Genomic DNA, 24064 nt, shown 5'->3' on the forward strand with positions numbered 1-24064 from the left:
TGTGGTAACTCGATCAAACCCCCGACGGGGTCTTTCTATGTGGAGCTACGCCAACTCGGGCGAGTTACGGACATAACTTCCGGCAACCTGCTTAGCGTCGGGGACGTGGTGAAGTACACGAAGCAGGTACTCGCGGAGGCGGTGGCGGCGAGCCACAGCATGGCCGGGGTGCTGCGGCACCTCGGCCTCCCGCTCAACGGCGGCTCCCACGCACACCTACGGCGTCGCATCGACGTCCTGGGCATCGACACCTCGCACTTCCTGGGCCGGGCGCACAACCGGGGCCGGCGGTCCCCGCGCCGACTGCGTCCCGAGGAGGTGCTGGTCCTGCGGGCCACCGACCGGCGACGGGCGCATCCCGAGGTCCTGCGGCGGGCACTCGTCGAATCCGGTGTCCCGCTCAAGTGCCAGGCGTGTGGCATCGGATCGGTGTGGAACGACCGCCCGCTGACCCTGCACGTCGACCACGTCAACGGCGAGTTCTGGGACTGCCGGCCGGACAATCTGCGGTTCCTGTGCCCCAACTGCCACAGCCAGACATCGACGTACGCCGGCCGCAACCGCCGGCCGTCCACCAGATCGGTCGAGTTCACGACCCAGGACAGCGGCACCAGCGGCGATCGACCGGACGACGACGCCGTCCGGGACATCATCGACCGGGTAGATCACGGTGATCTGACGGTCGTGGCGGCGGCCCGACTGATCGGATGCCACCGCAACCACTTCTACCGGCTCCGACGGCGCTTGGCCGAAGCCGGCTCGCTGGTCACCAGGCGGGGCGGGCCACGCTCGCGCACCGTCGCGCAGCGGGACCGGATCATCGCGCATGCGCTGGCCCACCCGGGCGACGGGCCGAAGGCGATCGCCCGCCGGTTACGCGCGCTCGATCCGGCCGGCGCCGTCAGCCACGGCACGGTATCCAGCATCCTGCGCGAGGTGGGCCTCAACACCGTCGCCGCCCGGCGCTCTAGACTCTTGGCGTCGGCGGGAGTGGCGTAACGGCAGCCGCGGCAGGTTTAGGTCCTGTTGTCCGAAAGGACGTAGGGGTTCGAATCCCCTCTCCCGCACCATCAGCCCGGCCGTGGCCGACGACACGTCGGGTCCGTCGGTGCGGGGCGGCAGGATTGCGGGCATGGGCCTGCGTTTCGTACTCGACCCCCCGCTGACCGGCGTCCTGCGCGACGAGATCGTCGACCTGTGGTGCACGGTGACCAACACCGGCGGCGCGGTGGGATTCGTGGGGCAGGTCACTCCGGACGACGTGTGGCCGACGGCACGCGCCGAGTTCGCGGCGGTCGACGAGGGACGGGACCGGCTGCTGGCCGGCTTCGAGGGCGGGCGGCTGGTCGCGATGCTGTTCGTGACCGACAACAACTTCGTCCTCAAGGACCATTGGCGGATCCTGAAGCGGGTGATGGTGCACCCGGACCGGCAGGGCCTCGGTTACGGTGCGGCGCTGGTCAGGGAGGCGGAGCGGGTCGGTCGGGAGATGGGGTTGGACGCGCTGCACCTGACGGTCCGGGACGGGGCCGGGGTGACGGAGTTCTACGCGCGGTGCGGTTACAAGGAGGTGGGTCGGTTGCCGGGCGCGTTGCGGGTGGCAGCCGACGACGACCGCGACGAGGTTCTGATGTGGTTGTCGCTGCGCTGAGCCTCGGCGTCGGTTGTTCCGGCCGCTTTCCTGCGGCGGGTCCCGCCGGCAGCTGTCATGATCGTCTGCGGTTCAGGCGTTCAGGGCCCAGCGTGTCGAGTGTCCCAACCGCAAACGATCAAGAGACGACCGGTCATCGGCGACTGGACGTGACCGACTGCCGGGCCATGATTCGGTGCCAGGCACAGGCGATCAGCTGTGTGCGGAGTAGGCCTCCGCGAGGAGTTGTGCCGTGAGTTCCGTGCAGCGCACCCGAGCGGGAGAGAATCCGTAGGGCATCTTGTTGACCGCTTCGAAAGCGCTCATCTGCGTGTCCTCCTCCCCCTTCAGGTCGGCGTCGTAGATCTCAAAGAGCTTCTCCTCGGCCCTGTCCAGCCCCGTTGCCTCGATGGCCTGATCCAGGGCCAGTTGTTGGGCGCATCGCTGTACGGCGAGCTCTTCGACGCGCGGGTCATCGGGCTCGACGCCGTCGTCGAGGGCGGCCTCAGCTGCGTCGAGACGGTCCTGCTCGGCCCTCAGATCGGGGTGGGTAGCCAGCACGATGAACACACTGGCTTGGATGGCGGCGCCCAGCGGCCCGAAGATCCGTTCCGTGACCAGCAGGGCTTCCACATCCGACGCTCGCAGGACGCTCGGGGGCAGGTGGCCGAGCCGGTCCGTAACCAGTTCGGAGAGCAGCCCCAGCGGGCTGCCCACCGCCTGCAGGCGCTGGACAGCCGCACGCTGACGTTTGATCTCGGCCTCCCGTGCCGCCAGGGTTTCCTCCAGCCTGCTCAGGATCTGCTCCATGCGCCGGGATTCGTCGAAGGCGGCCCGCATGTCGTCCAGGCTGATGCCGGCTCCTGCCATCTTGCGGACCCACAGAATGCGGATCATGTCTTCGTAGCCGTAGCGGCGGCCGTCCACGCCTCGCTCGGGCTCAGGCAACAGACCGATCTCGTGGTAGTGGCGGATGGCACGCGGGGTGGTCCCGGCGAACGCGGCCGCATCACCGATCTTGACCTGGCGGGGAGGCGTGACGGAGGGATACATCGCAGACCGAGCCTTTCGTGCTGTGGTGCCTCCACCACAGCACATGCCGCTACGGCAGGTGCAACAACACCATCCAGGTCCCACCAGAGCCAGGCCCTTAGCTGCCGCCTGGACCGCTCAAGAACGACGAAGCACCCGGCAACGCTGAGTGACCGCTGGCGGCCACATACCTCCCCACCAAGTGGCCGCCACTGGGGATTGACAGCGGATTCGCTGTGGGGCGCGGCAGCGACCCGCCGTCTCCCCGGCTGGCAACCCGTGGCCCTGGGACACATAAAGACGGGGCGCCGGGCACCGCGGTTCGAGTCAGTGGCAGGTGGCCGGTGTGGTTGAGCCGCTGGCGGCGGGCGCCGTCGGTTCGGGTACGTCCTCGCTGGCGGCCACCGCCGTCGGGGTGGGCTCGACCGTCGGGGAGGGCTCGGCGGTGGGGGTCGGTGGACGCGACGGGCTGGCGGTGGTGGGGCGGGCCGGTGCGCCGTACATGGAGATGTTGGTCTGTTGGGTCTGTTCGGGCGCCATCCGGATTCCTTCGGCCACGGCCTGCCGGCCCCGGTCGTCGGTGACCCGGATCGCGTACGGGCCGGGGCCGAGCCCGCCCTCGATGATCCAGTAGTTGTAGTCGTGCCGTACGGCGGTTTTCCAGCCGCCGCCGGGTGCTCTGGCCTCGACCTTGCTGAGCGGGTTGCCGTGGTTGGTGACGAGTACGGCGAACCACCACTGGAGGCGCCGTCCTTGATGCGGAAGGCGAGCGGGCCGGGCAGAACCGGGTCGACGACGCGCCGGTAGGTGACCGGGACGATGCCCTGGACCGGGTCGGCGATCTTCGCGAACGCCTGACGGGAGAGGTCGATGTGGCCGGGCGGGCATTCGGGGCACTGGTCCATGACCATGACGCGGACCTTGCCCTTGGGGCCGGTCACGTCGAGGTAGCTGCCGCAGGCGGCCGCGTCGTCGTATTCGGTGGGGCCGAGGGCGACGTACATGCGGTTGGCGGGCGGGCCGACGTGGGAGCAGTTGCCACCGCCGCCGTTCGAGTCGTAGAAGGTGGCCTTTCCGTTTCGGGCGGTGGTCGGTACGGCGCAGGCGGCCGGCACGCCGGTCTGCAGGAGGACGGCGAGGCCGGCGACGGCGGTCAGGCCTCCGGCGGCGAGCCAGCGGGCGTACGGCCGGCGGGGCACGCGGCGGTGGCCCCTTATGGTTCGCTCGCTCACGGCGGCTGATGCTGCCCGAGTCGGGGCCGGCACCGCAAGCGGGTCAGATCACCTCGACGGGGTCGCCGACGGTGACGGGGCCGGTGTCGTCGGGGATCAGGTTGACGCCGAAGAGCAGTTTCTGGTCGTGGTTGCGGTGCCGGGCGAGCAGCCGCAGCGGCTGCCGGCCCTTTTCGCCGGTTTCCTGGTCGATGGTGGTGACGAGGCAGCGGGCGCAGGGTTTGACGGCGCGCATGACGATGTTTCCGAACCGGAGGCGGCGGCCGATCCAGTTGTCTTCGGCCCAGGGTTCGGCGTCGCCGACGACGAGGTTGGCGCGGAAGCGGTTCATCGGTATCGGTGCTTCGGCGTCGCCGGCTTCGAGCAGCAGGCTGTTGAGGGCGTCGAGGGAGGCGCTGTTGGTGACCAGCATCGGGTAGCGGTCGGCGAAGCTGACCCGGTCTTCGGGGCGGCTGAGTTCGGTGCCGATGGGTTGGTCGGCGGGGTTGGCGAGCCAGACGAGGCGTACCTTGCGGTCGAGCAGGGTGCTGAGCCAGTCGTCGGCGGCCGGGCCGGCGGGTGTGGCGGCGACCGGGGTGCGGTTGACGAAGATGTGTACGTCGAGCGCGTCGCCGGTCGGCGCCGGTTCGGGTACGTCGAGCGCGGGCCGCCCGGTGGCGTGCAGGGTGAGTCCGCCGCCGGGGCGTGGTGCGGGCCGGACGTGTACGAGTGCGGCGGTGTCGCGTTGGGTGACGCCGGTGCCGTGCTCGTCGACGATGAGCCAGCGGCGGTCGCCGGCGAGGCCCCACGGCTCGACGTGGATGGTGTCGTGGTCGAGCCGGTGGCAGCCCTTGACGGGGTGGGTGTGCAGGGACGCGAGCCGCATCCGGCCAGCCTGCCACAGGGCGGGCGGCGGGCTGCGGGGCCGGGTCTACCAGGCGATTCCGATGCCGTCGCCGGGGAACCAGTGCCGGGCCGGGTTCTCCCGGTAGGCGAGGAAGCGGCGGCCGGTGCGTTCGGCGTGTTCGGCGAGGACGTTGGTGACGGTGACGTTGTCGGTGAGCAGCCGGGCGCCGGGGGCGAGTCTGGGTTCGACGGCTTCGAATTCGCGGCGTTCGTGGGCGACGCTGTGGTCGCTGTCGTGCAGGAAGAGGTCGACGGGGCGGTCGAGGGCGCCGATGCTGGCGATGGAGTCGCCGATGACGAGGTCGACGACGTCGGACCAGGGGCGGGCCTGGGCGAGGTAGCCGGCTTCGGGGTTGATGTCGAGCGAGGTGACCCGGCCGGGGTGGCCGTCGGCGGTGTTGCGTAGGAGGGCGGCGGCGAGCACGCAGGTGCCGAGCCCTTTGTCGACGCCGGTTTCGACGATGTGGGCGGGTCGGGTGGCGCGGACGATGGCGTACCAGCCGATGCGGCGGGCGTAGCGGACGTGGCGGTCGGCGAGGCCGCGCCGGGCGGAGGTGGCGGTGGTTTGTTCGATGTGCCGGCGCAGGGTGTCGTCGGTTTCGATCTCGGCGAGGTAGGTCCGGACCTGGGCGACGGGCAGGTCGCAGGTGACGCTGACGAACCAGGCGAGGTGTTCGCGGCTGAGCGGGGTCAGGTCGTAGGTGTAGTTGTGGTGTTCGCGGGAGGTGAACAGCCAGCGGGCGGAGACGCCGAGGACGCGGGCGTCGTGGCGGGCCACCCGGAGGAGCCTCTTGGGGAACGCGGCGACGGGTGCGAGCGGGGTGCGCGCGATGCGGCGCCGGAGGTTTGTACCGGTCACGCCCGAATATCTATCACAGTCCATGGCAACCGTTGCGCTCTGAATATTTTCATGCATATCCTCGCCTCATGAATCGGAAGAGCCCCGAGGGACCCACCGCCGACCGGGTGCTCGACCTGTTCCAGGGGGTCCGGCTGACCCCGACCCAGCGCCGGATCGCGCACAGCCTGGTGCGGCACACCGCGTCGGCGGCGTACCTGTCGGCGGCCGAGGTCGCCGAACTGGCCGGGGTGAGCCAGCCGTCGGTGACCCGGTTCGCGATGGCGCTCGGCTACGACGGCTACCCGGCGCTGCGCCGCCGGCTGCGGGAGTTCGCCGGTGCCGGGAACGGGACGGCCGCCGGCCCGGCGACCGGCAACGAGTTGCAGCGGGCGGTGCACGACGAGGTCGACAACCTGCACCGGCTCGCCGGACAGCTCGGTGACCGCGACCCGCTGACCGTCGCCGGGTCGCTGCTGGCGGCCAGCCGGCCGCTGCCGGTGCTCGGCCTGCGGTCGGCGGCGCCACTGGCCGCGTACTTCGCCTATTTCGCCGCGAAGGTGCTGCCGGACGTACGAGTCTTGGACTCCGGGGGGAGCCTGCTCGCCGACCGGCTCGACCAGGCCCGGGCCGCCGGGGCGACCGCGCTGCTGGCGATGGTGATGCCCCGCTACCCGCGGGAGTCGATCGAGGCGGTACGCGAGGCGCGGGCCGCCGGGTTGTCGGTGGTGGCGATCACCGACTCGGCGGTCAGCCCGGTCGCCGAGCACGCCGACGTGGTGCTGCCGGCGGCGGTCGGCACGCAGCTCGTCTTCGACCTGCACACCGCGCCGATGACGATGGCGATGGTGCTGTTGCAGGCGATCTGTGACGTGGCGCCGGCCGACGCGCAGCGTCGCCTGGAGCAGTTCGAGCAGTCGGCGGCCAGCCGCAACGTGTTCGTGGCTTGAGCACGCCTGAGAACGCCCGAGCACGCCTGAGAAACGCCCCGAAGGAGGCAGACCGATGGACGGACCGGTTCGCGCGGCGCGCGGGGTGACCCGTACCGCGAAGGGGTGGCCGCAGGAGGCCGCGCTGCGGATGCTGATGAACAACCTGGACCCGGACGTGGCCGAGCGCCCCGACGACCTGGTGGTGTACGGCGGGACGGGCCGGGCGGCCCGGGACTGGCCGTCCTACCGGGCGCTGGTGCGGACGCTGACCGAGCTGGACGACGACGAGACGATGCTGGTGCAGTCGGGCCGGCCGGTCGGGGTGTTCCGCACCCACGAGTGGGCGCCGCGGGTGCTGCTGGCGAACTCGAACCTGGTCGGTGACTGGTCGACGTGGCCGGAGTTCCGCCGGCTGGAGAACCTGGGCCTGACCATGTACGGCCAGATGACCGCCGGTTCGTGGATCTACATCGGGACGCAGGGCATCCTCCAGGGCACGTACGAGACGTTCGCGGCGGTGGCGGCGAAACGGTTCGGCGGCACGCTGGCCGGCACGTTGACGCTGACCGGCGGCTGCGGCGGGATGGGTGGGGCGCAGCCCCTCGCCGTGACGATGAACGGCGGGGCGTGCCTGGTCGTCGACGTCGACCGGGCCCGGCTGGACCGCCGGGTGGCGACCCGTTACCTGGACGTGGTCGCCGCCGACCTGGACGAGGCGGTGGCGCTGGCCACGGCTGCCCGCACCGGGCGGCGGGCGCTGTCGGTCGGGGTGGTCGGCAACGCGGCGACGGTCTTCCCCGAGCTGCTGCGCCGCGGCGTCGAGATCGACGTGGTGACCGACCAGACCAGTGCCCACGACCCGCTGTCGTACGTGCCGGAGGGGGTCGAGCCGGACGAGGCCGGCGACTACGCGCGGGCGAAGCCGGAGGAGTTCACGGCCCGGGCGCGGGCGTCGATGGCGAAGCACGTCGAGGCGATGGTCGGCTTCCTCGACGCGGGTGCCGAGGTGTTCGACTACGGCAACTCGATCCGGGGCGAGGCGCAGCTGCACGGCTACGAGCGGGCGTTCGACTTCCCGGGGTTCGTGCCGGCGTACATCCGGCCGTTGTTCTGCGAGGGCAAGGGGCCGTTCCGGTGGGCGGCGCTTTCCGGCGACCCGGCCGACATCGCGGCCACCGACCGGGCGGTGCTGGACCTGTTCCCGGAGAACGAGGCGCTGGCCCGGTGGATCCGGCTGGCCGGGGAACGGGTCGCGTTCCAGGGGCTGCCGGCCCGGATCTGCTGGCTCGGGTACGGCGAACGGGACAAGGCCGGGGTGCGGTTCAACGAGATGGTGGCCTCCGGTGACCTGTCGGCCCCGGTGGTGATCGGCCGCGACCACCTGGACTGTGGCAGTGTCGCCAGCCCGTTCCGGGAGACCGAGGGGATGCGCGACGGTTCCGACGCGATCGCCGACTGGCCGCTGCTGAACGCCCTGGTGAACACGGCGAGCGGCGCCTCCTGGGTCTCCATCCACAACGGTGGCGGGGTGGGTATCGGGCGGTCGCTGCACGCCGGGCAGGTCTGCGTCGCCGACGGCACCGAACTGGCCGGGCGCAAGATCGAGCGGGTGCTGACCAACGACCCGGGGATGGGTGTGATCCGGCACGTCGACGCCGGCTACGAACTGGCCGCCGAGGTCGCCGGGGAGCACGGCGTCCAGATCCCGATGGCCCGCCCGTGACCGGCTTCCGGGAGCTGTGGGACGAACTCGCCCCGATCGGCCGGGACCCGGTCAGCGGCGGCTACCTGCGCTACGCGTTCACCGAGCCGGAGCGGTGGCTGCGGGACTGGTTCCGCCGGCAGGCCGCCGACCGCGACATGCCGGTCGAGGACGACGGCAACGGCAACCTGTTCGCCTGGTGGGGGCCGGCCGGCGCCGGTGACGCGGTGCTGACCGGCAGCCACTTCGACTCGGTGCCGCACGGCGGCGGCTACGACGGTCCACTGGGGATCGTCAGCGCGCTGCTGGCCGTCGACGCCCTGCGGGAACGCGGGGTCACCCCGACCCGGCCGGTCTGCGTGGCGGCGTTCGCCGAGGAGGAGGGCGCCCGGTTCGGGGTACCGTGCCTCGGGTCGCGGCTGCTGACCGGGGCGATCGAGCCGGAGCGGGCGGCGGCGCTGACCGACCGGGACGGGATCACCTTCGGACAGGCGCTGGGCGGGCCCCCGGCCGGCCCGGTGCCGGGGCTGCTGGGCCGGTTCGGCACGTTCGTCGAACTGCACGTCGAGCAGGGCCGGGCCCTGGTCGACGTGGACGCGCCGGTCGGGGTGGCCAGCGCGATCTGGCCGCACGGCCGGTGGCGGTTCGACTTCCACGGCGAGGCCAACCACGCCGGTACGACCCGGATGGCCGACCGCCGCGACCCGATGCTGACGTACGCGTTCACGGTGCTGGCGGCGAACAAGGAGGCCCGGCTGCGCGGCGCGCACGCCACGGTGGGCCGGGTCGCGGTCGAGCCGAACGCCACCAACGCGGTCCCGGCACTGGTCCGGGGCTGGCTGGACGCCCGGGCCGCCGACCCGGCCGCACTGGATGGTCTGGTCGAGGCGGTACGGGGCAAGGCGGTCGACCGGGCCGGCCGCGACGGCACCACGGTCGCGGTGACCCGGGAGTCGTTCACCGGCGTGGTCGACTTCGACGGGCCGCTCGCCGGGCGGCTCGCCGAACTGCTCGGCGGGGCGCCGGTGCTGCCGACCGGGGCCGGCCACGACGCCGGGGTGTTGGCCGCACACCTGCCGACGGCGATGCTGTTCGTCCGCAACCCGACCGGGGTGTCGCACTCACCGGCCGAGCACGCCACCGACGACGACTGCGTCGCCGGGGTGGCGGCGCTCGCCGACGTGATCGAGGAGCTGGCATGCCGGTGACCCGCTGGCACGCCGCGTACGCCTGGCTCGACGGGCGGCCCGGGCCGGACCCGGACGTACTGGTCGAGGTGACCGACGGGCGGTTCACCGCGATCGACGCCGGCGTGCCGGCCCCGCCGGACGCGACCCGGCTGGCCGGACTGGTGCTGCCCGGGCTCGCGAACGCCCACTCGCACGCCTTCCACCGGGCGCTGCGCGGCCGTACGCACACCGGGGGCGGCACGTTCTGGACGTGGCGGGAGCGGATGTACGACGTCGCCACCCGGCTCGACCCGGACTCCTACCTGGCGCTGGCCCGGGCGACGTACGCGGAGATGGCGCTGGCCGGGATCACCTGTGTCGGCGAGTTCCACTACCTGCACCACGCGCCGGACGGGCGGCCGTACGCCGACCCGAACGCGATGGGTGCCGCGCTGGTCGAGGCGGCGGCGCAGGCCGGCGTACGGCTCACCCTGCTCGACACCTGCTACCTGACGGCGACCGTCGACGGCAAGCCGCTGACCGGCCCGCAGCTGCGGTTCGGTGACGGCGACGCGGCCGGCTGGGCGGCCCGGGTGGACGCGTTCCGGCCGGCCGGTGACCACGCCCGGCTCGGTGCCGCGATCCACTCGGTGCGGGCGGTGCCGGCCGCGCAGCTCGGCGACGTCGCCGGCTGGGCGGCGGCGCACGACGCACCGCTGCACGCGCACCTGTCGGAGCAGCCGGCCGAGAACGAGGCGTGCCTGGCGTACCACGGCACCACGCCGACCGGGCTGCTCGCCGGCGCGGGCGCGCTCGGGCCGCGCACGACGGCGGTCCACGCCACCCACATCACCCGGGCGGACCTGACCACCCTCGGCGGGTCCGGGACCGGGGTGTGCCTGTGCCCGACGACCGAACGCGACCTCGCCGACGGGATCGGGCCGGCGCGGGCGATAGCCGACGCCGGCAGCCCGCTCAGCCTCGGCAGCGACAGCCACGCCGTCATCGACCTGTTCGAGGAGGCGCGGGCGGTGGAGCTGGACGAGCGGCTGCGGACGCGGCGGCGCGGGCACTTCGGCGCCGGGGAGCTGCTGCGGGCCGCCGGCCCCGCCGGCCACCGGGCGCTCGGCTGGACCGACGCCGGCCGGATCGCGGTCGGCGCCCGCGCCGACCTGGTCGCCGTACGCCTCGACAGCGTGCGTACGGCCGGGGTGGAGCCGGTCGGGGCGCTGTTCGCGGCGACCGCCGCCGACGTCGACCTGGTGCTGGTCGACGGTGTCGTGGTGGTCCGCGACGGCCGGCACGTGAACGTGGACGTGCCGGCCGAACTGGCCCGTTCGGTGGCGGTCTCCTACGGGGAGGATGTGGCGTGAACCTGCTGATCGACGACATCGGCGAGCTGGTCACCAACGACCCGGCCCGCGAGGGCCTGCTCGGCATCGTCCGCGACGCCGCCGTCCTGGTCGAGGACGGCCGGATCGCCTGGATCGGCCGGGCCGCCGACGCGCCCGCCGCCGATCACCGGCTCGACGCCGACGGCGCCGCGGTGCTGCCCGGCTTCGTCGACAGCCACGCCCACCTGGTCTTCGCCGGTGACCGGGCCGCCGAGTTCGCGGCCCGGATGACCGGCGAGCGCTACACCGGCGGCGGCATCCGCACCACCGTGTCCGCGACCCGCGCCGCCTCCGACGACGAACTGCGCGGCACCGTGCACCGGCTGCGCCGCGAGGCGCTGCGGCAGGGCACCACCACGATCGAGATCAAGAGCGGGTACGGCCTCAGTGTGCGTCACGAGGCCAGATCCCTGCGGATCGCCCGCGAGGTCACCGACGAGACGACGTTCCTCGGCGCGCACGTGGTGCCGGCCGAGTACGCCGACCGCCCCGACGACTACGTCGGGCTGGTCTGCGGGCCGATGCTGCGGGCGGCGCTGCCGTACGCCCGCTGGATCGACGTGTTCTGCGAGCGGGGCGCGTTCGACGCCGACCACACCCGGGCGATCCTGACCGTCGGGCAGGCGGCCGGCCTCGGCGTACGGCTGCACGCCAACCAGCTCGGCCCCGGACCCGGGGTGCAGCTGGCGGTCGAACTGGGGGCGGCCAGCGCCGACCACTGCACCCACCTGTCGGACGCCGACGTCGACGCGCTCGCCGGCTCCGAGACCGTGGCCACCCTGCTGCCGGGAGCGGAGTTCTCCACCCGGTCGCCGTACCCGGACGCCCGGCGGCTGCTCGACGCCGGGGCGACGGTGGCGCTGGCCACCGACTGCAACCCCGGATCGTCGTACACGTCGTCGATGCCGTTCTGCGTCGCGCTCGCCGTACGCGAGATGGGGATGAGCCCGGCGGAGGCGGTGTGGGCGGCGACGGCCGGCGGGGCGCGGGCGCTGCGCCGCACCGACGTCGGCATGCTGCGCCCGGGGGCCCGCGCCGACCTGACGGTCCTCGACGCGCCGTCGCACCTGCACCTGGCCTACCGGCCGGGGGTTCCACTGATCAGCGAAGTCCTGCACAACGGAGTGCCGCAATGCCTGACGTAGTCGTCCAGCCGACCGGGGTCTCCCCCGCCGACGTGCTCGCCGTGGCGCGCGGCACGGCCAAAGTCACCCTCGCCCCGTCCACCGTGGACGCGATGGCCACCAGTCGATCCATCGTGGACAAGATCGAGCGCGACGGCCGGCCGGTCTACGGCGTCTCCACCGGATTCGGGGCGCTGGCGAACACGTTCGTCGCGCCCGAACGGCGGGCCGAACTGCAACACGCGCTGATCCGCTCACACGCCGCCGGGATCGGCGCCCCGGTGTCGCGCGAGGTGGTCCGGGCGATGATCCTGCTCCGGGTCCGCTCGCTGGCACTCGGCCACTCCGGCGTACGGCCCCTCGTCGCGCAGGCCCTGGTCGACCTGCTCAACCACGACATCACCCCGTGGGTGCCGGAACACGGCTCACTCGGCGCGTCCGGCGACCTCGCCCCGCTCGCCCACTGCGCGCTGGTGCTGCTCGGCGAGGGCTGGGTACTCGCCCCCGACGGGCAGCGCGTCGACGGCGGCGAGGCGCTACGCCGGGCCGGCCTCACCCCGGTCGAACTGTCGGCCAAGGAAGGGCTGGCGCTGATCAACGGCACCGACGGCATGCTCGGCATGCTGCTGCTCGCCATCGACGACGCCGCCCACCTGTTCACCATGGCCGACGTCACCGCCGCCCTGTCGACCGAGGCGATGCTCGGCTCCGACCGGCCGTTCCTGCCCGAACTGCACGCCATCCGGCCGCACCCCGGCCAGGCGGTGTCGGCGGCCAACATCCACCGGCTGCTCCAGGGCTCGGCGATCATGGATTCGCACCGCGACGACCTGGCCCACGCCGTGCAGGACGCCTACTCGATCCGGTGCGCCCCCCAGGTCGCCGGCGCCGCCCGCGACACCCTCGCCTTCGTCGAGACGACCGCCGCCCGCGAACTCGTCAGCGTCGTCGACAACCCGGTCGTACTCCCCGACGGGCGGGTCCTGTCGACCGGCAACTTCCACGGCGCCCCACTCGGCTTCGCCGCCGACTTCCTCGCCATCGCCGCCGCCGAGGTCGGCGCCATCGCCGAACGCCGCGTCGACCGGCTGCTCGACGTGACCCGCTCCCGCGACCTGCCGGCGTTCCTCTCCCCCGACCCCGGCGTCAACTCCGGGCTGATGATCGCCCAGTACACCGCCGCCGGAATCGTCGCCGAGAACCGGCGGCTGGCCGGTCCGGCATCGGTCGACTCGGTGCCGACCAGCGGCATGCAGGAGGACCACGTCTCGATGGGCTGGGCCGCCTGCCGCAAACTGCGTACGGTGCTGGACAACCTGACCAGCCTGCTCGCGGTGGAACTGCTGGCCGGCGTACGCGGGTTGCAGTTGCGGGCGCCGCTGACCCCGTCCCCGGCCGGGCAGGCCGCGGTGGCGGCGGTCGCCGGCTACGCGGGCGAACCCGGCCCGGACATCTACCTAGCCCCGGTCCTGGAGCAGGCGAGAGCGACGGTGTCCGGCAGGGCACTACGCACCACCATCGAATCGACGACCGGCCCCCTGCACTGACCCACCCCGGCGGCCCGGTCGGGCCGTGCGGGCGCCGCGTCGCGCGTGCGCCGCGCGTGTCGCCATGCCGCGTGTGCCGCGTCGCATGTGCCACCGCGGCGCGCCGGGCGTGCGCCGCGTCGATCAAGGACTAACTGTGCCCGTTCTGCCCCGATTCCCACCACGACAACTCCTTGATCGTCGCGGAGGGGCGGGCTGGGGCGGGCACGGGCGGGGCGGCAGGGCGGCGGGCACGGGCGGGGCGGCAATCTGCGTCGAGGGTGATCGTCTGCTGTTCCGCCGGTACCCGTGCGGCGTGTCGGCTGGCTGAGCGGCAGACGATCATCGGTCACCCGTTGGACCTGGCGCGTGGTCGCCGGATGTGCCGTGGCGCCTCACAGCGAATTCGGCGTATCCACAGCGAACTTGCTGTGGACCACAACAGCGGTATCCGCACCGCAGCCGGAACCACCTCGGGCCGCAGCGAGACCGGCCGGCCTCGATCGTCTGTGGTTCAGGTGTTCGACACGCCGTACGCGGAGCGCCTGAACCGCAGACGATCAAAAGCCCACGGGGCGGAGGCAGAGGTCAGCCGGCCAGGGGGATTTTGGCGATCACCTTCGCCAGGGACCGGAACGCCTTGCCGCGGTGGCTGATCGCGTCCTTCTCGGCGGGAGCCAACTCGGCGTTCGTCCGGGTCTGACCCTCGCCGAGGAAGATCGGGTCGTACCCGAACCCGCCCTCGCCGCGCGGCGCCCGCAGGATCCGGCCGGCCTGGCGTCCCTCGACCAGGTGTTCCTTGCCGCCGGGGAGCACCAGCGCGGCGGCGCAGACGAACGCCCCGCCCCGGTGCTCGTCCGGCACGTCACCGATCTGGCCCAGCACCAGGTCGAGGTTGGCCTGGTCGTCACCGTGCCGGCCGGACCAGCGGGCGCTGAACACGCCCGGCATCCCGTTCAGCGCGTCGACGGCCAGCCCCGAGTCGTCGGCGACCGTCGGCAGCCCCGTGTTGCGGCACCCCTCCCGGGCCTTGAGCAGCGCGTTCTCGCCGAACGTCAGGCCGGATTCCGGGACCTCGTGATACTCCGGTACGTCGGACAGCCCCACCAGTTCGACGCGCCGCACACCCAGCGCCTCGTCGAGGATCCGCTGGAGTTCGACAAGCTTCTTGGCGTTACGGGTCGCCAGCAGCAGTTTCGTCATTTGCCCAGCGCCTTCCGCTGCGCCTGCGCCAGCTCGGCACAGCCGGCCACCCCGAGATCGAGCAACGCGTCCAGCTGGTCGCGGGCGAACACCCCGGACTCGCCGGTCCCCTGCACCTCGACGAAGTCACCCTCACCGGTGCAGACGACGTTCATGTCGACCTCGGCGGCGACATCCTCCAGATAGCACAGATCCAGCCGCGGCTCGCCCTCGATGACGCCGACGCTGACCGCGGCCACCGACCGGTGCAGCACCTTCGCCGGCTTACCGGCCAGCGCCTTGCGCTCGGCCAGCCAGTCGACCGCGTCGGACAGGGCCACGTACGCGCCGGTGATGGCCGCCGTACGGGTGCCGCCGTCGGCCTGGAGCACGTCGCAGTCGAGCACGATCGAGTTCTCGCCGAGTGCCTTCAGGTCGATCGTCGCCCGCAGGCTGCGGCCGATCAGCCGGGAGATCTCGTGGGTACGCCCGCCGACCCGGCCCTTCACGCTCTCCCGGTCCGACCGGGTCGTGGTCGCGCGGGGCAGCATCGAGTATTCGGCGGTCACCCAGCCGAGCCCCGAACCCTTGCGCCAGCGGGGAACCCCCTCGGTGACACTCGCGGTGCACAACACCCGGGTGTCGCCGAACTCCACCAGCACCGAGCCCTCGGGGTGCATGCTCCACTGCCGGGTCAACGTCACCGGTCGGAGTTGGTCGGGCCGCCGCCCGTCAGGTCGCGCCATCCCGACACCCTATTGGTGGCCGGATCAAGCCTGCCGGCCGGGATCAGAGTTCGTAGCGGGCGCCCGGCCGGACGATTTCCAGCGGGCCGTCGAACGCCGACTCGGCCTCCTCCAGGGTGGTCGCCTCGCTGCCCCAGGCGGTCACCAGGTGGGTGAGCAGCAGTTTGCCCACCCCCGCCTTCGTCGCGATCTCGCCGGCCTCCCGGCCGGTCAGGTGCAGGTCGGGCGGATTGTCGACCTCGTCGAGATAGCTCGCCTCGCACAGGAACAGGTCGGCGCCGTGCGCCAGCCGGATCAGCGCGTCGCAGGGTGCGGTGTCCGACGAGTAGGTGATCACCCGGTTCTGCCACTCCAGGCGCACCCCGTACGTCTCCACGGGGTGGTTGACCCGGTCGACGGTCACCGTGAACGGGCCGATCGGGAAGCTGCCCGGCTGGAGCCCGTAGAAGGTGTAGACGTCGTCGACCGAGTCCGGCTCGTTGCTGTATGCGCCCGCGATCCGGTCCGGGGCGCCGGCCGGGGCGTACACCGGCAGCGGGGGCAGCGGCCCCTGCGGGGCGTACCGGCGGACCACGATGTAGGTGCACGCGTCGAGCATGTGGTCGCCGTGCAGGTGGGTGAGCAGGATCGCGTCGACGGCGTAGAGCCCCGCGTAGCGCTGCAACGCGGACAGCGAACCGGAGCCGAAGTCGATCAGGAGGCGGAAGCCGTCGGCCTCCACCAGGTAGGCCGAGCAGGCCGAGTCGGGCCCCGGGAAACTGCCGGCGCAGCCCAGGACGGTCAGCCGCATCCGACTGTCCCGGAGGGGTCGCCGGCCACCGACAGCCCGCCGACCGTTGTGCTGAAGATCCGTACTGGCGAGTCCGTCACGGCACGCAGCCTACGCGGTGACCAGCATGGCGACGAAAGGTCTGATCCAACTTGTCATCAAGGCGACACCACCGGAGGGTACGCCGCCTGCGGGTTGCGACCGACCGCACCGTTACGCGCCGTCACACAGATCCGTTGCACAGCGTGAAGGTCCACGGGTACGCGTGGACCGCGACAGATCGCAGGACGGTGACACGTGGCCCCGCAAGCTGACAGCCCATCGCTCGGCGCCGGCACACTGCCCGCCGAGGTGGACCCGGAGGCGGTTACCGAACCGATTCCGACGCCGGCGGTTCCGGTAGCGCAGCGCCACGATCCGGACCTGTCGACGGCGACTCCGCCGGACGCCACCGAGCCGGTGGAAGCCGCGCCGGAAAGCGGGTCCGGTACCGAACCGGCGCCGCGCCGGAGCGGAAACGCGGCGCCCGACCGACCGTTCTGGGTGCAGCGGGCGGCGAGCGACACCACCGTACGGCTCGGCTCCCGCGACGAGGTCTTCCTTCCCCGGCGCGGGCTGGCGAGCCTGTTCCGGCTGCCCGGCGCCGGGGACCCGGCGCCCGACGGCCGACGGATGGTCGGGTTGTGCACCTGGGCGACCGCGCTGGGCCTGGTCGGCATGGCCGTGGCGCTGCGCGGCCTGTACGCGATCCTGTCCGGCACCGACCCGTTCTGGTACGAGCCGGCGCTGATCATCGGCGGCCTGGCGGGGATCACGCTGACCGTCGGCGGCTTCCTGTCGATCCAGCGGCGCCGGCTGCCGTGGCTGATGCTGGGCGGCGCGACGGTGCCGCTGCTGCTGAACCTGGTCCTGACGATCGTCGCCCTCTGACGCCCCGGCGCCCCGCCGGAAAGACGTACGCCGGCCGCGGATGCCGCGGCCGGCGTCGTCGGGTTCAGGCGTGGAAAGGAATCAGGTCAGGCCCAGAGCTGGCCTTCGAGGGCGTCCTCGGCGTCGGAGAGGGTGCCGCCGTACGCGCCGGTCGACAGGTATTTCCAGCCGCCGTCGGCCACCACGAACGCGACATCGGCCCGACGCCCCGCCTTGACCGCCTCGTGCGCGACCGCCAGGGCGGCGTGCAGGATGGCGCCGGTGGAGAACCCGGCGAAGATCCCCTCGACCTCGACAAGCTGCCGGGTACGCAGCACCGCGTCGCGGGTGCCGACGGAGAACCGCCGGGTCAGCACGGACGCGTCGTAGAGCTCCGGCACGTAGCCCTCGTCGATGTTGCGCAGCCCGTAGACCAGCTCGCCGTATCGCGGTTCGGCGGCGATGATCTCGATGCCCTCGACCTTCTCCCGCAGGTAGCGCCCGGTGCCCATCAGGGTGCCGGTGGTGCCCAGCCCGGCGACGAAGTGGGTGATCGAGGGCAGGTCGTGCAGCAGCTCGGGGCCGGTCGACTCGTAGTGGGCGCGGGCGTTGGCCTCGTTGCCGTACTGGAAGAGCATCACCCAGTCCGGGTGCTCGGCCGCGATCTGCTTCGCGGTCGCGACCGCCTGGTTGGAACCGCCCGCCGCCGCCGAGAAGATGATCTCGGCGCCGTACATGCGGAGCAGCTGGACCCGCTCGGCGGAGACGTTCTCCGGCATCACGCAGACCAGCCGGTAGCCGCGCAGCTTGGCGACCATGGCCAGCGAGATGCCGGTGTTGCCGCTCGTCGGCTCCAGGATCGTGTCGCCGGGGCGGAGCCGCCCGGCGCGTTCGGCCTCGCGGACCATGAACAGCGCCGGACGGTCCTTGATGCTGCCGGTCGGGTTACGGTCCTCCAGCTTCGCCCACAGCCGCACCGGCGGCGCCCCGTCGGGCACCGTCGGCGAGAGCCGGGGCAGGCCCACGAGCGGCGTGCCGCCGCAGGCGTCGAGCAGGCTGTCGTACCGTGCCATGCCGGCCCGGCCTCAGCGGGCGGCGACCGGCGCGCGGTGGCCGAGCATCGCGGCCGCGGCCGCGAACCCGAACGCACCACCGGCCACGGCCGGCAGGATGGTCACGCTGTCGCCGTCGGACAGCTTGGCGTCCAGCGCGCCGAGGAAACGGACGTCCTCGTCGTTGACGTAGACGTTGACGAAGCGGTGCAGGGTGCCCTCGTCGGTGACGAGCCGGCCGCGCAGGCCGGCGAACTTGGCGTCCAGGTCGGCCAGGAGTCCACCCAGGGTGTCTCCACTGCCCTCGACGACCTTCGCGCCACCGGTGTAGGTGCGCAGGATGGTGGGGATACGAACCTCGATAGCCATTGACGTGCTCCTAAGAAACGACGGTGATCGGGAGAAAGACTGCGGTGGGTCGGGCTGCTGCGGGAATCAGCGACCGGAACACTCGTAGTCGACCGTCGTCGGGCTCTGCCCGAACATGTAGGACTGGACCGCGTTCGGGTCCACGTTCGCATCGACGATCCGGACCGGCTCCTCGGTGATCACCCCGTCCACGATGCGGAACGAGCGGATCTCCTCGGTGTCGGGGTCACGGGTCGACACGAGCAGGTAGTGGGCGCCCGGTTCGCCGGCGAACGACACATCGGTGCGCGACGGATACGCCTCGGTGGCGGTGTGCGAGTGGTAGATCACGACCGGCTCCTCGTCGCGGTCGTCCATCTCGCGCCACACCCGCAACTGCTCCATCGAGTCGAACTCGTAGAAGGTCATCGAGCGGGCGGCGTTGTCCATCGGGATGTGCCGGGTCGGCACGTCGGACCCGGCGGGACCGGCGACGACGCCACACGCCTCGTCCGGATGGTCCCGGCGGGCGTGAGCGACGATCGCGTCGATGATCGCCCGGTCGATGGTCAGCACGAGGGCCAGCCTACCGCCTCACCAGCGTCCGGTGCCGGTCCTGTCCACCACGTGGTCGGCGTCACCGCCCGGACGTCCCTAGCGGCACCGCCGCCGCTCCCGGCCCGCGCGGTTCAGTCGATCAGCGCGTTGAGCAGCGACTCCTGCAGATAACCCAGGTAGGCGTAGACGGAGAGCTGGAAGACCCGCGACGAGGTCGGGTCCTGCAACACCGCGTCGTCGAGTTCCTCGCCGAGATCGGTGCCGTCCTTCAGGTCGAGGCGCACCCCCATCGCCAGCCGGGCGTCGTTCAGCGCCCGCAGCCACGCCTCGGCCGCCTCGCCGTCGAGGCGTACCTCGCCGCCGCTGGCGTCGGGGAGGGCGGCGAGGACCGCGCCCGCCTGGTCGATCTTGGCGGTCTTCAGGTCGCCCTCGGTGTAGAGGCGGAACTCGGCCGACTCGGTCGGCTCGTCGGGGTAGGCGTCCGGAAAGAGGCGGCCCACCACCGGGTCGTCGTGGTCGAACCCGTCGGTGAGCAGGCCCACCACCTCGCCGGCGACCTTGCGCAGCACCCGCACCTCGTCGGTGGCGAAGGTGGCGACACAGTACTCACCCTGACGCCGGAACATGCTCACGCCGCCCCCTCGCTCCGCTCGGGGTCGGCGTGCCAACCCCTGAACCCGACGGTTCCCTCGCTCCGCTCGCTCACGGCCCTCTCGCTCCGCTCGCTCATGACTTGTCGACCGTCGCCCACAGACCGTACGCGTGCAGCCGTGAGGCGTCGTGCTCCATCCGCTCGCGGGCGCCGCTCGACACCACCGCCCGGCCCTTGTGGTGCACGTCGAGCATGAGCCGTTCGGCCTTCTCCTTGCTGTAGCCGAAGAGCTTCTGGAAGACCCACGTCACGTAGGACATGAGGTTGACCGGATCGTCCCAGACGATCGTCACCCACGGCCGGTCCTCGGCCGGCACCTCTTCGGTGATCGGGACCTCTGCCGGTGCAACCTGTGGAGCCGCCATGGCACCCATCGTGCCACCGATGCCGGGGAACCGATGAACCGGAACCGCCACAGATGTCCGGTCCGCTGTGCCGTTTTCCGGCGATCGGGCCGGCAGCCGGGTGAGCAGGCCGGAAGTCCGGTGATCAGGCCAGCAGGATGCCGTGGTCGAGCGCCTCGGTGGTCACGAGCGTGAGCGAACGGCCGGCGGCGCCGTACCGCCGGGAGGTTTCGGCCAGCAGTTCCAGTTCGACGGCGCGTACCGCACGCTGCAGCCAGGCCCGGGCCCGCGCCGGATCGGCGTTGGTCGGGTTGCGCCAGTGGCCGTAGCAGCCGGCGGACAGCGCCAGCCCGAAGGGCGGCAGCACCGCCGGTGCCGCCGGCGCCGGGTATGCCTGGAGTGCCGCCACCGCCGCCGGACCGGTGACCGTGGCGACCCCGGCGGTCGTGGTGACCAGGAGCACCCGCTCGAGACCGGGCGCGGCCGGGTCGTCGGCGAGCCCGCGGCGTACCGCGACGGCCAGCCGGTGCCGGACGTCCCGGTCGGTGCGGTCGAAGAGGCGGCGGGCGGTCTCCTCGACGATCCGGGCCAGTTCCGCGTCCGCCGTGGCCGTGGCGAGCACCGACAGCGCGTGCAGTTCCCGGTCGAACCGGTCCGGCAGGCCGGCCGGCCCGGCACCGGCGACGATGTCGCGCAGGCAGCGCAGGTGGATGCCGGCGAGTTCGACGGCGAGCCGCTGCCGGGCCAGGTGCGCGGCCGAGCGGACCAGCCGGTCCAGCCACGCCGCCCAGTCCGCGTCGGGTGCGTCGGCGACGACCCGTACGGCGCCGGTGGCCGGGGGCGGTGGCCGGTCGGCGCTTCGGCGCAGGTCGGTCACACCGGCCCACTCGACCAGGGCCCGGCGCAGGTCGGCCGGGTCGGCACCGGCCGGGTCGACGGCGCACCACGGCGCCCCGGCGAGCGCCGGAACCGCCGCCAGCACGGCGGAACGCTGCGCGGCCGTCCCACCGTCGGCAGCCGCGGCCGGGTCGGGAGCCGGCGTGACGACGAACAGCACCGGTACGCCCGCCCGGGCGGCCCCGGCCAGCAGGGCGATCTCCGGCCGGTCCGGTTGCCGGCCGGCGGGCAGCACGAAGAGCAGCGCGCCCCGGGCGGCCACGTCGAGCAGCAGCCGTGTCCCGGCGGCGTCCAGGTCGTCGGTGTCCGGTGCGTCGACCAGGGTGAAGTGGCGCAGCAGCGGGTCGGGCAGCGACACCTCGATCCGCCGGGGTGGGCGGGTCCGTGGGCTGTCCGGCGCGTACGGCTGTGGCTCCCGGCGCCCGGGCAGGTGGGCGACCACGGCCGGGTCGGCCGCGTGCCCGACGACCAGGAACGCGTTGCCGGACGGCCTCGACAGCGGCACCGCCCCGCCGAGCAGCGCGCCCAGCACCGCGCCGTGCCCGGATGGGCCGGCGACGACGACGGCCAGCGGCTCGTCGGGGACCGCGGCGGCCAGCGTGGTCCGCAGCCGTACCGGGCGGCGCCGGCGCGGAATCCGGACCGCCCCCGTCCCGGACCGCGGCGCCGGATGGCGCGCGTCTCCCGGACCGGGCGGATCCTGGGTGGGCAGCAGCGTGGCAGGCTCCATGGCGGTGGCCTCCTCGACGCCGGTGGACCGGCGGCGGAGCGGACGACCGGAACGCCGCACCGCCGGCCCCTCACGTCAGGGGTGGTGACGCTTCTCAACTGGTGACCGGGATCGCAACTGAGACTGCGGCCCGTCGACGGAACTCACGCACGGCATGGCGTGCCCTGCTCCGCGGACGGACCCGTGGCGCGGTGTCGGCCGCACGGAGGGGCTCCGCCTGCTGATCGCGGCGGCGACCGGCGGCAATGGTTGGGCCCATTCTCAGCGCGCCGGCCGGCGTTGGCAAGAGCCGTCCGGCCATGCGTTTCCGCGCCCCGGCGCCGCCGTGCGGCCGGTGTGACCGGCGGCACCCGGCCGGCCCGGCCCGGCGGGACCGGCCCGGACCTCGGCGACGGCCCGCGGACACAGCACCTAGGCTCTCAGGAGTGACCACCTTGCACCCCACGCTGCTCACCGACCAATACGAACTGACGATGGTCAACGCCGCCCTGAAGGACGGCACGGCCGACCGGCGCTGCGTATTCGAGGTGTTCACCCGACGGCTGCCGACCGGCCGCCGCTACGGTGTGGTCGCCGGCACCGGCCGTCTCGTCGAGATGCTGCGCGACTTCCGCTTCGCCGAGGACGACCTCGCCTACCTGCGGCGGGCCGGAATCGTCGACGCCGACACCGCCAAGTGGCTGGCCGACTACCGCTTCACCGGCGACATCGACGGCTATCCCGAGGGTGAACTCTTCTTCCCCGGCTCGCCGATCCTGACCGTGTCCGGCACCTTCGCCGAGTGCGTGGTGCTGGAGACGCTGGTGCTGTCGGTGCTCAACCACGACTGCGCGATCGCCGCCGCGTCCGCCCGGATGGTCACCGCCGCCCGGGGCCGCGCCGTCATCGAGATGGGCGCGCGACGCACCCACGAGCAGGCCGCGGTCGCCGCCGCCCGCGCCGCCTACCTCGCCGGCTTCGCCTACACCTCCAATCTGGCCGCCGGCCACCGCTACGGCATCCCGACCGCCGGCACCGCCGCCCACGCGTTCACGCTGCTGCACGACGACGAGCCGGCCGCGTTCGCGTCGCAGGTCGCCGCGCTGGGCAAGAACACCACGCTGCTGGTCGACACGTACGACATCGCGCAGGGCATCCGCAACGCCATCGCCGTCGCCGGACCGGACCTGCTGGCCGTACGGATCGACTCCGGCGACCTGTCGGTGCTGGCCCAGCACTCCCGGGAACTGCTCGACTCGCTCGGCGCGACCGAGACGAAGATCATCGTTTCGGGTGACCTCGACGAGTACGCCATCGCCGCGCTCGCCGCCGAGCCGGTCGACATGTACGGCGCCGGCACGTCGGTGGTGACCGGCTCCGGAGCCCCGACCGCCGGCCTGGTCTACAAGCTCGTCGAGGTCGACGGCCGGCCCGTGGTGAAGCGGTCGGAGAACAAGGCCACCGTCGGTGGGCGGAAAGTCGCCGTACGCCGGCACAAGCCGACCGGCACCGCCACCGAGGAGATCGTCGTCTCGCAGGGCGTACCCGATCACAAGCCGAACGACCGGCTGCTGCAGACGTCGTACGTCATCAGTGGCGAGCCGGCGGCCCAGCCGCCGCTGGCCGCCGCCCGCGACCATCTGCGTCAGTGCCTGATCTCGATACCGTGGGAAGGGCTCAAGCTCTCCGCCGGTGACCCCGCGATCCCGGTCACCGTCGTACCGACAAGCTGAAAGGTCTGCCCCCAATGGCCCGAGCCCTGATCATCGTGGACGTACAGAACGACTTCTGCGAGGGCGGTTCCCTCGCCGTCGGCGGCGGTGCCGAGGTCGCCGAGGCGATCTCGCGGGTGCTGGCCGGCAACGACGGTGGCTGGGACCACGTCGTCGCGACCAAGGACCACCACATCGACCCGGGCGCCCACTTCGGCAACCCGCCGGACTTCGTGTCGTCGTGGCCGGCGCACTGCGTCGTCGGCACCGACGGCGTCGAGTTCCACCCCAAGCTGGCCACCGACCGGGTGGAGGCGGTGTTCCACAAGGGCGAGTACGCGGCGGCGTACTCGGGCTTCGAGGGACGGGCCGACGGCGACGTCGGCCTGGCCGACTGGCTGCGCGCCCGCGACGTCGACACGGTCGACGTGGTGGGGATCGCGACGGACCACTGCATACGCGCGACCGCGCTGGACGCGGCACGGGAGGGCTTCGCCACGACGGTGCTGCTCGACCTGACCGCCGGCGTGTCCCGGGTCACGACCGACCTGGCGCTCAACGACCTGCGTTCCGCCGACGTCACCCTGACCGGCACCCCGTCCGTCCAGTAGCCCACCCGGCCCGCCGCGCGGGCCCCGCCCGTGGGGCCCGCGGGGCCGCCCGTGGGGCCCGCCCCATGGGGTCGCCCCGTGGGGTCGCCCCGCGGGGTCGATCAAGGAGAA

General features: G+C 72.7%; 24 protein-coding genes, 1 tRNA gene and 1 pseudogene. 12 read left to right on the forward strand and 14 right to left on the reverse strand.

What is annotated here, in order from left to right; all coding sequences use genetic code 11:
- The first annotated feature begins 105 nt into the window (after positions 1 to 105).
- From AB0I42_RS02495 to AB0I42_RS02505, 3 genes are all read left to right on the forward strand, one after another.
- Positions 106 to 999 (forward strand): helix-turn-helix domain-containing protein, encoded by an 894-nt coding sequence (locus tag AB0I42_RS02495; RefSeq protein ID WP_357533468.1) that lies wholly within the window; start codon positions 106 to 108, stop codon positions 997 to 999.
- Positions 985 to 1070, forward strand: a tRNA-Leu gene (locus tag AB0I42_RS02500). Before AB0I42_RS02495 ends, AB0I42_RS02500 begins: the two co-directional genes overlap by 15 nt.
- 62 nt (positions 1071 to 1132) lie before the next feature.
- Complete coding sequence (locus tag AB0I42_RS02505; protein ID WP_357533469.1) at positions 1133 to 1651, forward strand: GNAT family N-acetyltransferase; 519 nt, start codon at positions 1133 to 1135, stop codon at positions 1649 to 1651.
- Positions 1652 to 1843: 192 nt separating this feature from the next.
- Here AB0I42_RS02505 and AB0I42_RS02510 read toward each other — a convergent pair whose 3' ends face one another.
- From AB0I42_RS02510 to AB0I42_RS02530, 5 genes and pseudogenes are all read right to left on the reverse strand, one after another.
- Complete coding sequence (locus tag AB0I42_RS02510) at positions 1844 to 2683, reverse strand: MerR family transcriptional regulator (protein WP_357533470.1); 840 nt, start codon at positions 2681 to 2683, stop codon at positions 1844 to 1846.
- A 306-nt stretch (positions 2684 to 2989) separates the two neighbouring features.
- Positions 2990 to 3202, reverse strand: a complete 213-nt coding sequence (locus AB0I42_RS02515; protein ID WP_357533472.1) for a hypothetical protein — start codon at positions 3200 to 3202, stop codon at positions 2990 to 2992.
- Positions 3203 to 3462: 260 nt separating this feature from the next.
- A pseudogene (locus AB0I42_RS02520) lies at positions 3463 to 3927 on the reverse strand (expansin EXLX1 family cellulose-binding protein); the annotation flags it as partial.
- Between the two features lie 10 nt (positions 3928 to 3937).
- Positions 3938 to 4759 carry an MOSC N-terminal beta barrel domain-containing protein gene (locus AB0I42_RS02525; RefSeq protein ID WP_357533474.1) on the reverse strand — a complete coding sequence of 274 codons (822 nt, stop codon included), beginning with the start codon at positions 4757 to 4759 and terminating at the stop codon, positions 3938 to 3940.
- A 45-nt stretch (positions 4760 to 4804) separates the two neighbouring features.
- Positions 4805 to 5638 (reverse strand): class I SAM-dependent methyltransferase, encoded by an 834-nt coding sequence (locus AB0I42_RS02530; protein WP_357533476.1) that lies wholly within the window; start codon positions 5636 to 5638, stop codon positions 4805 to 4807.
- A gap of 68 nt (positions 5639 to 5706) precedes the next feature.
- Here AB0I42_RS02530 and AB0I42_RS02535 point away from each other — a divergent pair, with 68 nt between their 5' ends.
- The 6 genes from AB0I42_RS02535 to hutH are packed head-to-tail and all read left to right on the forward strand — an operon-like array spanning position 5707 to position 13485.
- Positions 5707 to 6567, forward strand: a complete 861-nt coding sequence (locus AB0I42_RS02535; RefSeq protein ID WP_357533478.1) for a MurR/RpiR family transcriptional regulator — start codon at positions 5707 to 5709, stop codon at positions 6565 to 6567.
- 55 nt (positions 6568 to 6622) lie between these two features.
- Positions 6623 to 8272 (forward strand): urocanate hydratase, encoded by a 1650-nt coding sequence (hutU, locus tag AB0I42_RS02540; RefSeq protein WP_357533480.1) that lies wholly within the window; start codon positions 6623 to 6625, stop codon positions 8270 to 8272.
- Positions 8269 to 9459: an allantoate amidohydrolase gene (locus AB0I42_RS02545; protein WP_357533482.1), complete on the forward strand. Its 1191-nt coding sequence runs from the start codon at positions 8269 to 8271 to the stop codon at positions 9457 to 9459. Before hutU ends, AB0I42_RS02545 begins: the two co-directional genes overlap by 4 nt.
- Entirely contained in the window at positions 9456 to 10793 is a 1338-nt protein-coding gene (locus tag AB0I42_RS02550; RefSeq protein ID WP_357534119.1) for a formimidoylglutamate deiminase, read from the forward strand. The genes AB0I42_RS02545 and AB0I42_RS02550 overlap by 4 nt, the downstream gene beginning before the upstream one ends.
- Positions 10790 to 11959 carry an imidazolonepropionase gene (gene hutI, locus AB0I42_RS02555; protein ID WP_357533483.1) on the forward strand — a complete coding sequence of 390 codons (1170 nt, stop codon included), beginning with the start codon at positions 10790 to 10792 and terminating at the stop codon, positions 11957 to 11959. The genes AB0I42_RS02550 and hutI overlap by 4 nt, the downstream gene beginning before the upstream one ends.
- A complete protein-coding gene (gene hutH / locus AB0I42_RS02560) occupies positions 11947 to 13485 on the forward strand; it encodes a histidine ammonia-lyase (protein ID WP_357533485.1) in 1539 nt (512 codons plus the stop codon). Before hutI ends, hutH begins: the two co-directional genes overlap by 13 nt.
- A 567-nt stretch (positions 13486 to 14052) precedes the next feature.
- Here hutH and rdgB read toward each other — a convergent pair.
- Genes rdgB through AB0I42_RS02575 form a run of 3 tightly spaced genes read right to left on the reverse strand, consistent with a single transcriptional unit; the run spans position 14053 to position 16182 of the window.
- Positions 14053 to 14667 (reverse strand): RdgB/HAM1 family non-canonical purine NTP pyrophosphatase, encoded by a 615-nt coding sequence (gene rdgB, locus AB0I42_RS02565; protein WP_357533487.1) that lies wholly within the window; start codon positions 14665 to 14667, stop codon positions 14053 to 14055.
- Positions 14664 to 15392, reverse strand: a complete 729-nt coding sequence (gene rph / locus AB0I42_RS02570; RefSeq protein ID WP_357533489.1) for a ribonuclease PH — start codon at positions 15390 to 15392, stop codon at positions 14664 to 14666. Before rph ends, rdgB begins: the two co-directional genes overlap by 4 nt.
- Before the next feature lie 43 nt (positions 15393 to 15435).
- Complete coding sequence (locus AB0I42_RS02575) at positions 15436 to 16182, reverse strand: MBL fold metallo-hydrolase (RefSeq protein ID WP_357533490.1); 747 nt, start codon at positions 16180 to 16182, stop codon at positions 15436 to 15438.
- A 276-nt stretch (positions 16183 to 16458) separates the two neighbouring features.
- On the opposite strand from AB0I42_RS02575, the gene AB0I42_RS02580 reads away from it, so the two are divergent.
- Positions 16459 to 17091, forward strand: a complete 633-nt coding sequence (locus AB0I42_RS02580; RefSeq protein WP_357533492.1) for a hypothetical protein — start codon at positions 16459 to 16461, stop codon at positions 17089 to 17091.
- 86 nt (positions 17092 to 17177) lie between these two features.
- On the opposite strand, the gene AB0I42_RS02585 is transcribed toward AB0I42_RS02580, so the two are convergent.
- The 6 genes from AB0I42_RS02585 to AB0I42_RS02610 all read right to left on the reverse strand — a co-directional run bounded on the left by AB0I42_RS02585 (position 17178) and on the right by AB0I42_RS02610 (position 21651).
- Complete coding sequence (locus AB0I42_RS02585) at positions 17178 to 18143, reverse strand: pyridoxal-phosphate dependent enzyme (RefSeq protein ID WP_357533494.1); 966 nt, start codon at positions 18141 to 18143, stop codon at positions 17178 to 17180.
- A gap of 12 nt (positions 18144 to 18155) precedes the next feature.
- A complete protein-coding gene (locus tag AB0I42_RS02590; RefSeq protein ID WP_357533496.1) occupies positions 18156 to 18491 on the reverse strand; it encodes a MoaD/ThiS family protein in 336 nt (111 codons plus the stop codon).
- 66 nt (positions 18492 to 18557) lie between these two features.
- Positions 18558 to 19046, reverse strand: coding sequence for a M67 family metallopeptidase (locus AB0I42_RS02595; RefSeq protein WP_357533498.1), 489 nt, complete (start codon positions 19044 to 19046; stop codon positions 18558 to 18560).
- 113 nt (positions 19047 to 19159) lie between these two features.
- Positions 19160 to 19654, reverse strand: coding sequence for a DUF2017 domain-containing protein (locus tag AB0I42_RS02600; protein ID WP_357534120.1), 495 nt, complete (start codon positions 19652 to 19654; stop codon positions 19160 to 19162).
- 100 nt (positions 19655 to 19754) lie between these two features.
- Positions 19755 to 20045 (reverse strand): ATP-dependent Clp protease adapter ClpS, encoded by a 291-nt coding sequence (gene clpS / locus AB0I42_RS02605; RefSeq protein WP_357533500.1) that lies wholly within the window; start codon positions 20043 to 20045, stop codon positions 19755 to 19757.
- Positions 20046 to 20169: 124 nt separating this feature from the next.
- Complete coding sequence (locus AB0I42_RS02610) at positions 20170 to 21651, reverse strand: hypothetical protein (RefSeq protein ID WP_357533502.1); 1482 nt, start codon at positions 21649 to 21651, stop codon at positions 20170 to 20172.
- A 425-nt stretch (positions 21652 to 22076) separates the two neighbouring features.
- Here AB0I42_RS02610 and AB0I42_RS02615 point away from each other — a divergent pair, with 425 nt between their 5' ends.
- Both AB0I42_RS02615 and AB0I42_RS02620 read left to right on the forward strand, forming a co-directional pair.
- The gene (locus AB0I42_RS02615; RefSeq protein WP_357533504.1) at positions 22077 to 23363 is read left to right on the forward strand and encodes a nicotinate phosphoribosyltransferase; all 1287 of its coding nucleotides are present in this window, start codon (positions 22077 to 22079) and stop codon (positions 23361 to 23363) included.
- Between the two features lie 14 nt (positions 23364 to 23377).
- The gene (locus AB0I42_RS02620; protein WP_357533505.1) at positions 23378 to 23953 is read left to right on the forward strand and encodes an isochorismatase family protein; all 576 of its coding nucleotides are present in this window, start codon (positions 23378 to 23380) and stop codon (positions 23951 to 23953) included.
- Positions 23954 to 24064 lie beyond the last annotated feature (111 nt).

The organism is Polymorphospora sp. NPDC050346 (genome assembly GCF_040655695.1).
Classification (GTDB): Bacteria; Actinomycetota; Actinomycetes; order Mycobacteriales; family Micromonosporaceae; genus Polymorphospora; species Polymorphospora lycopeni.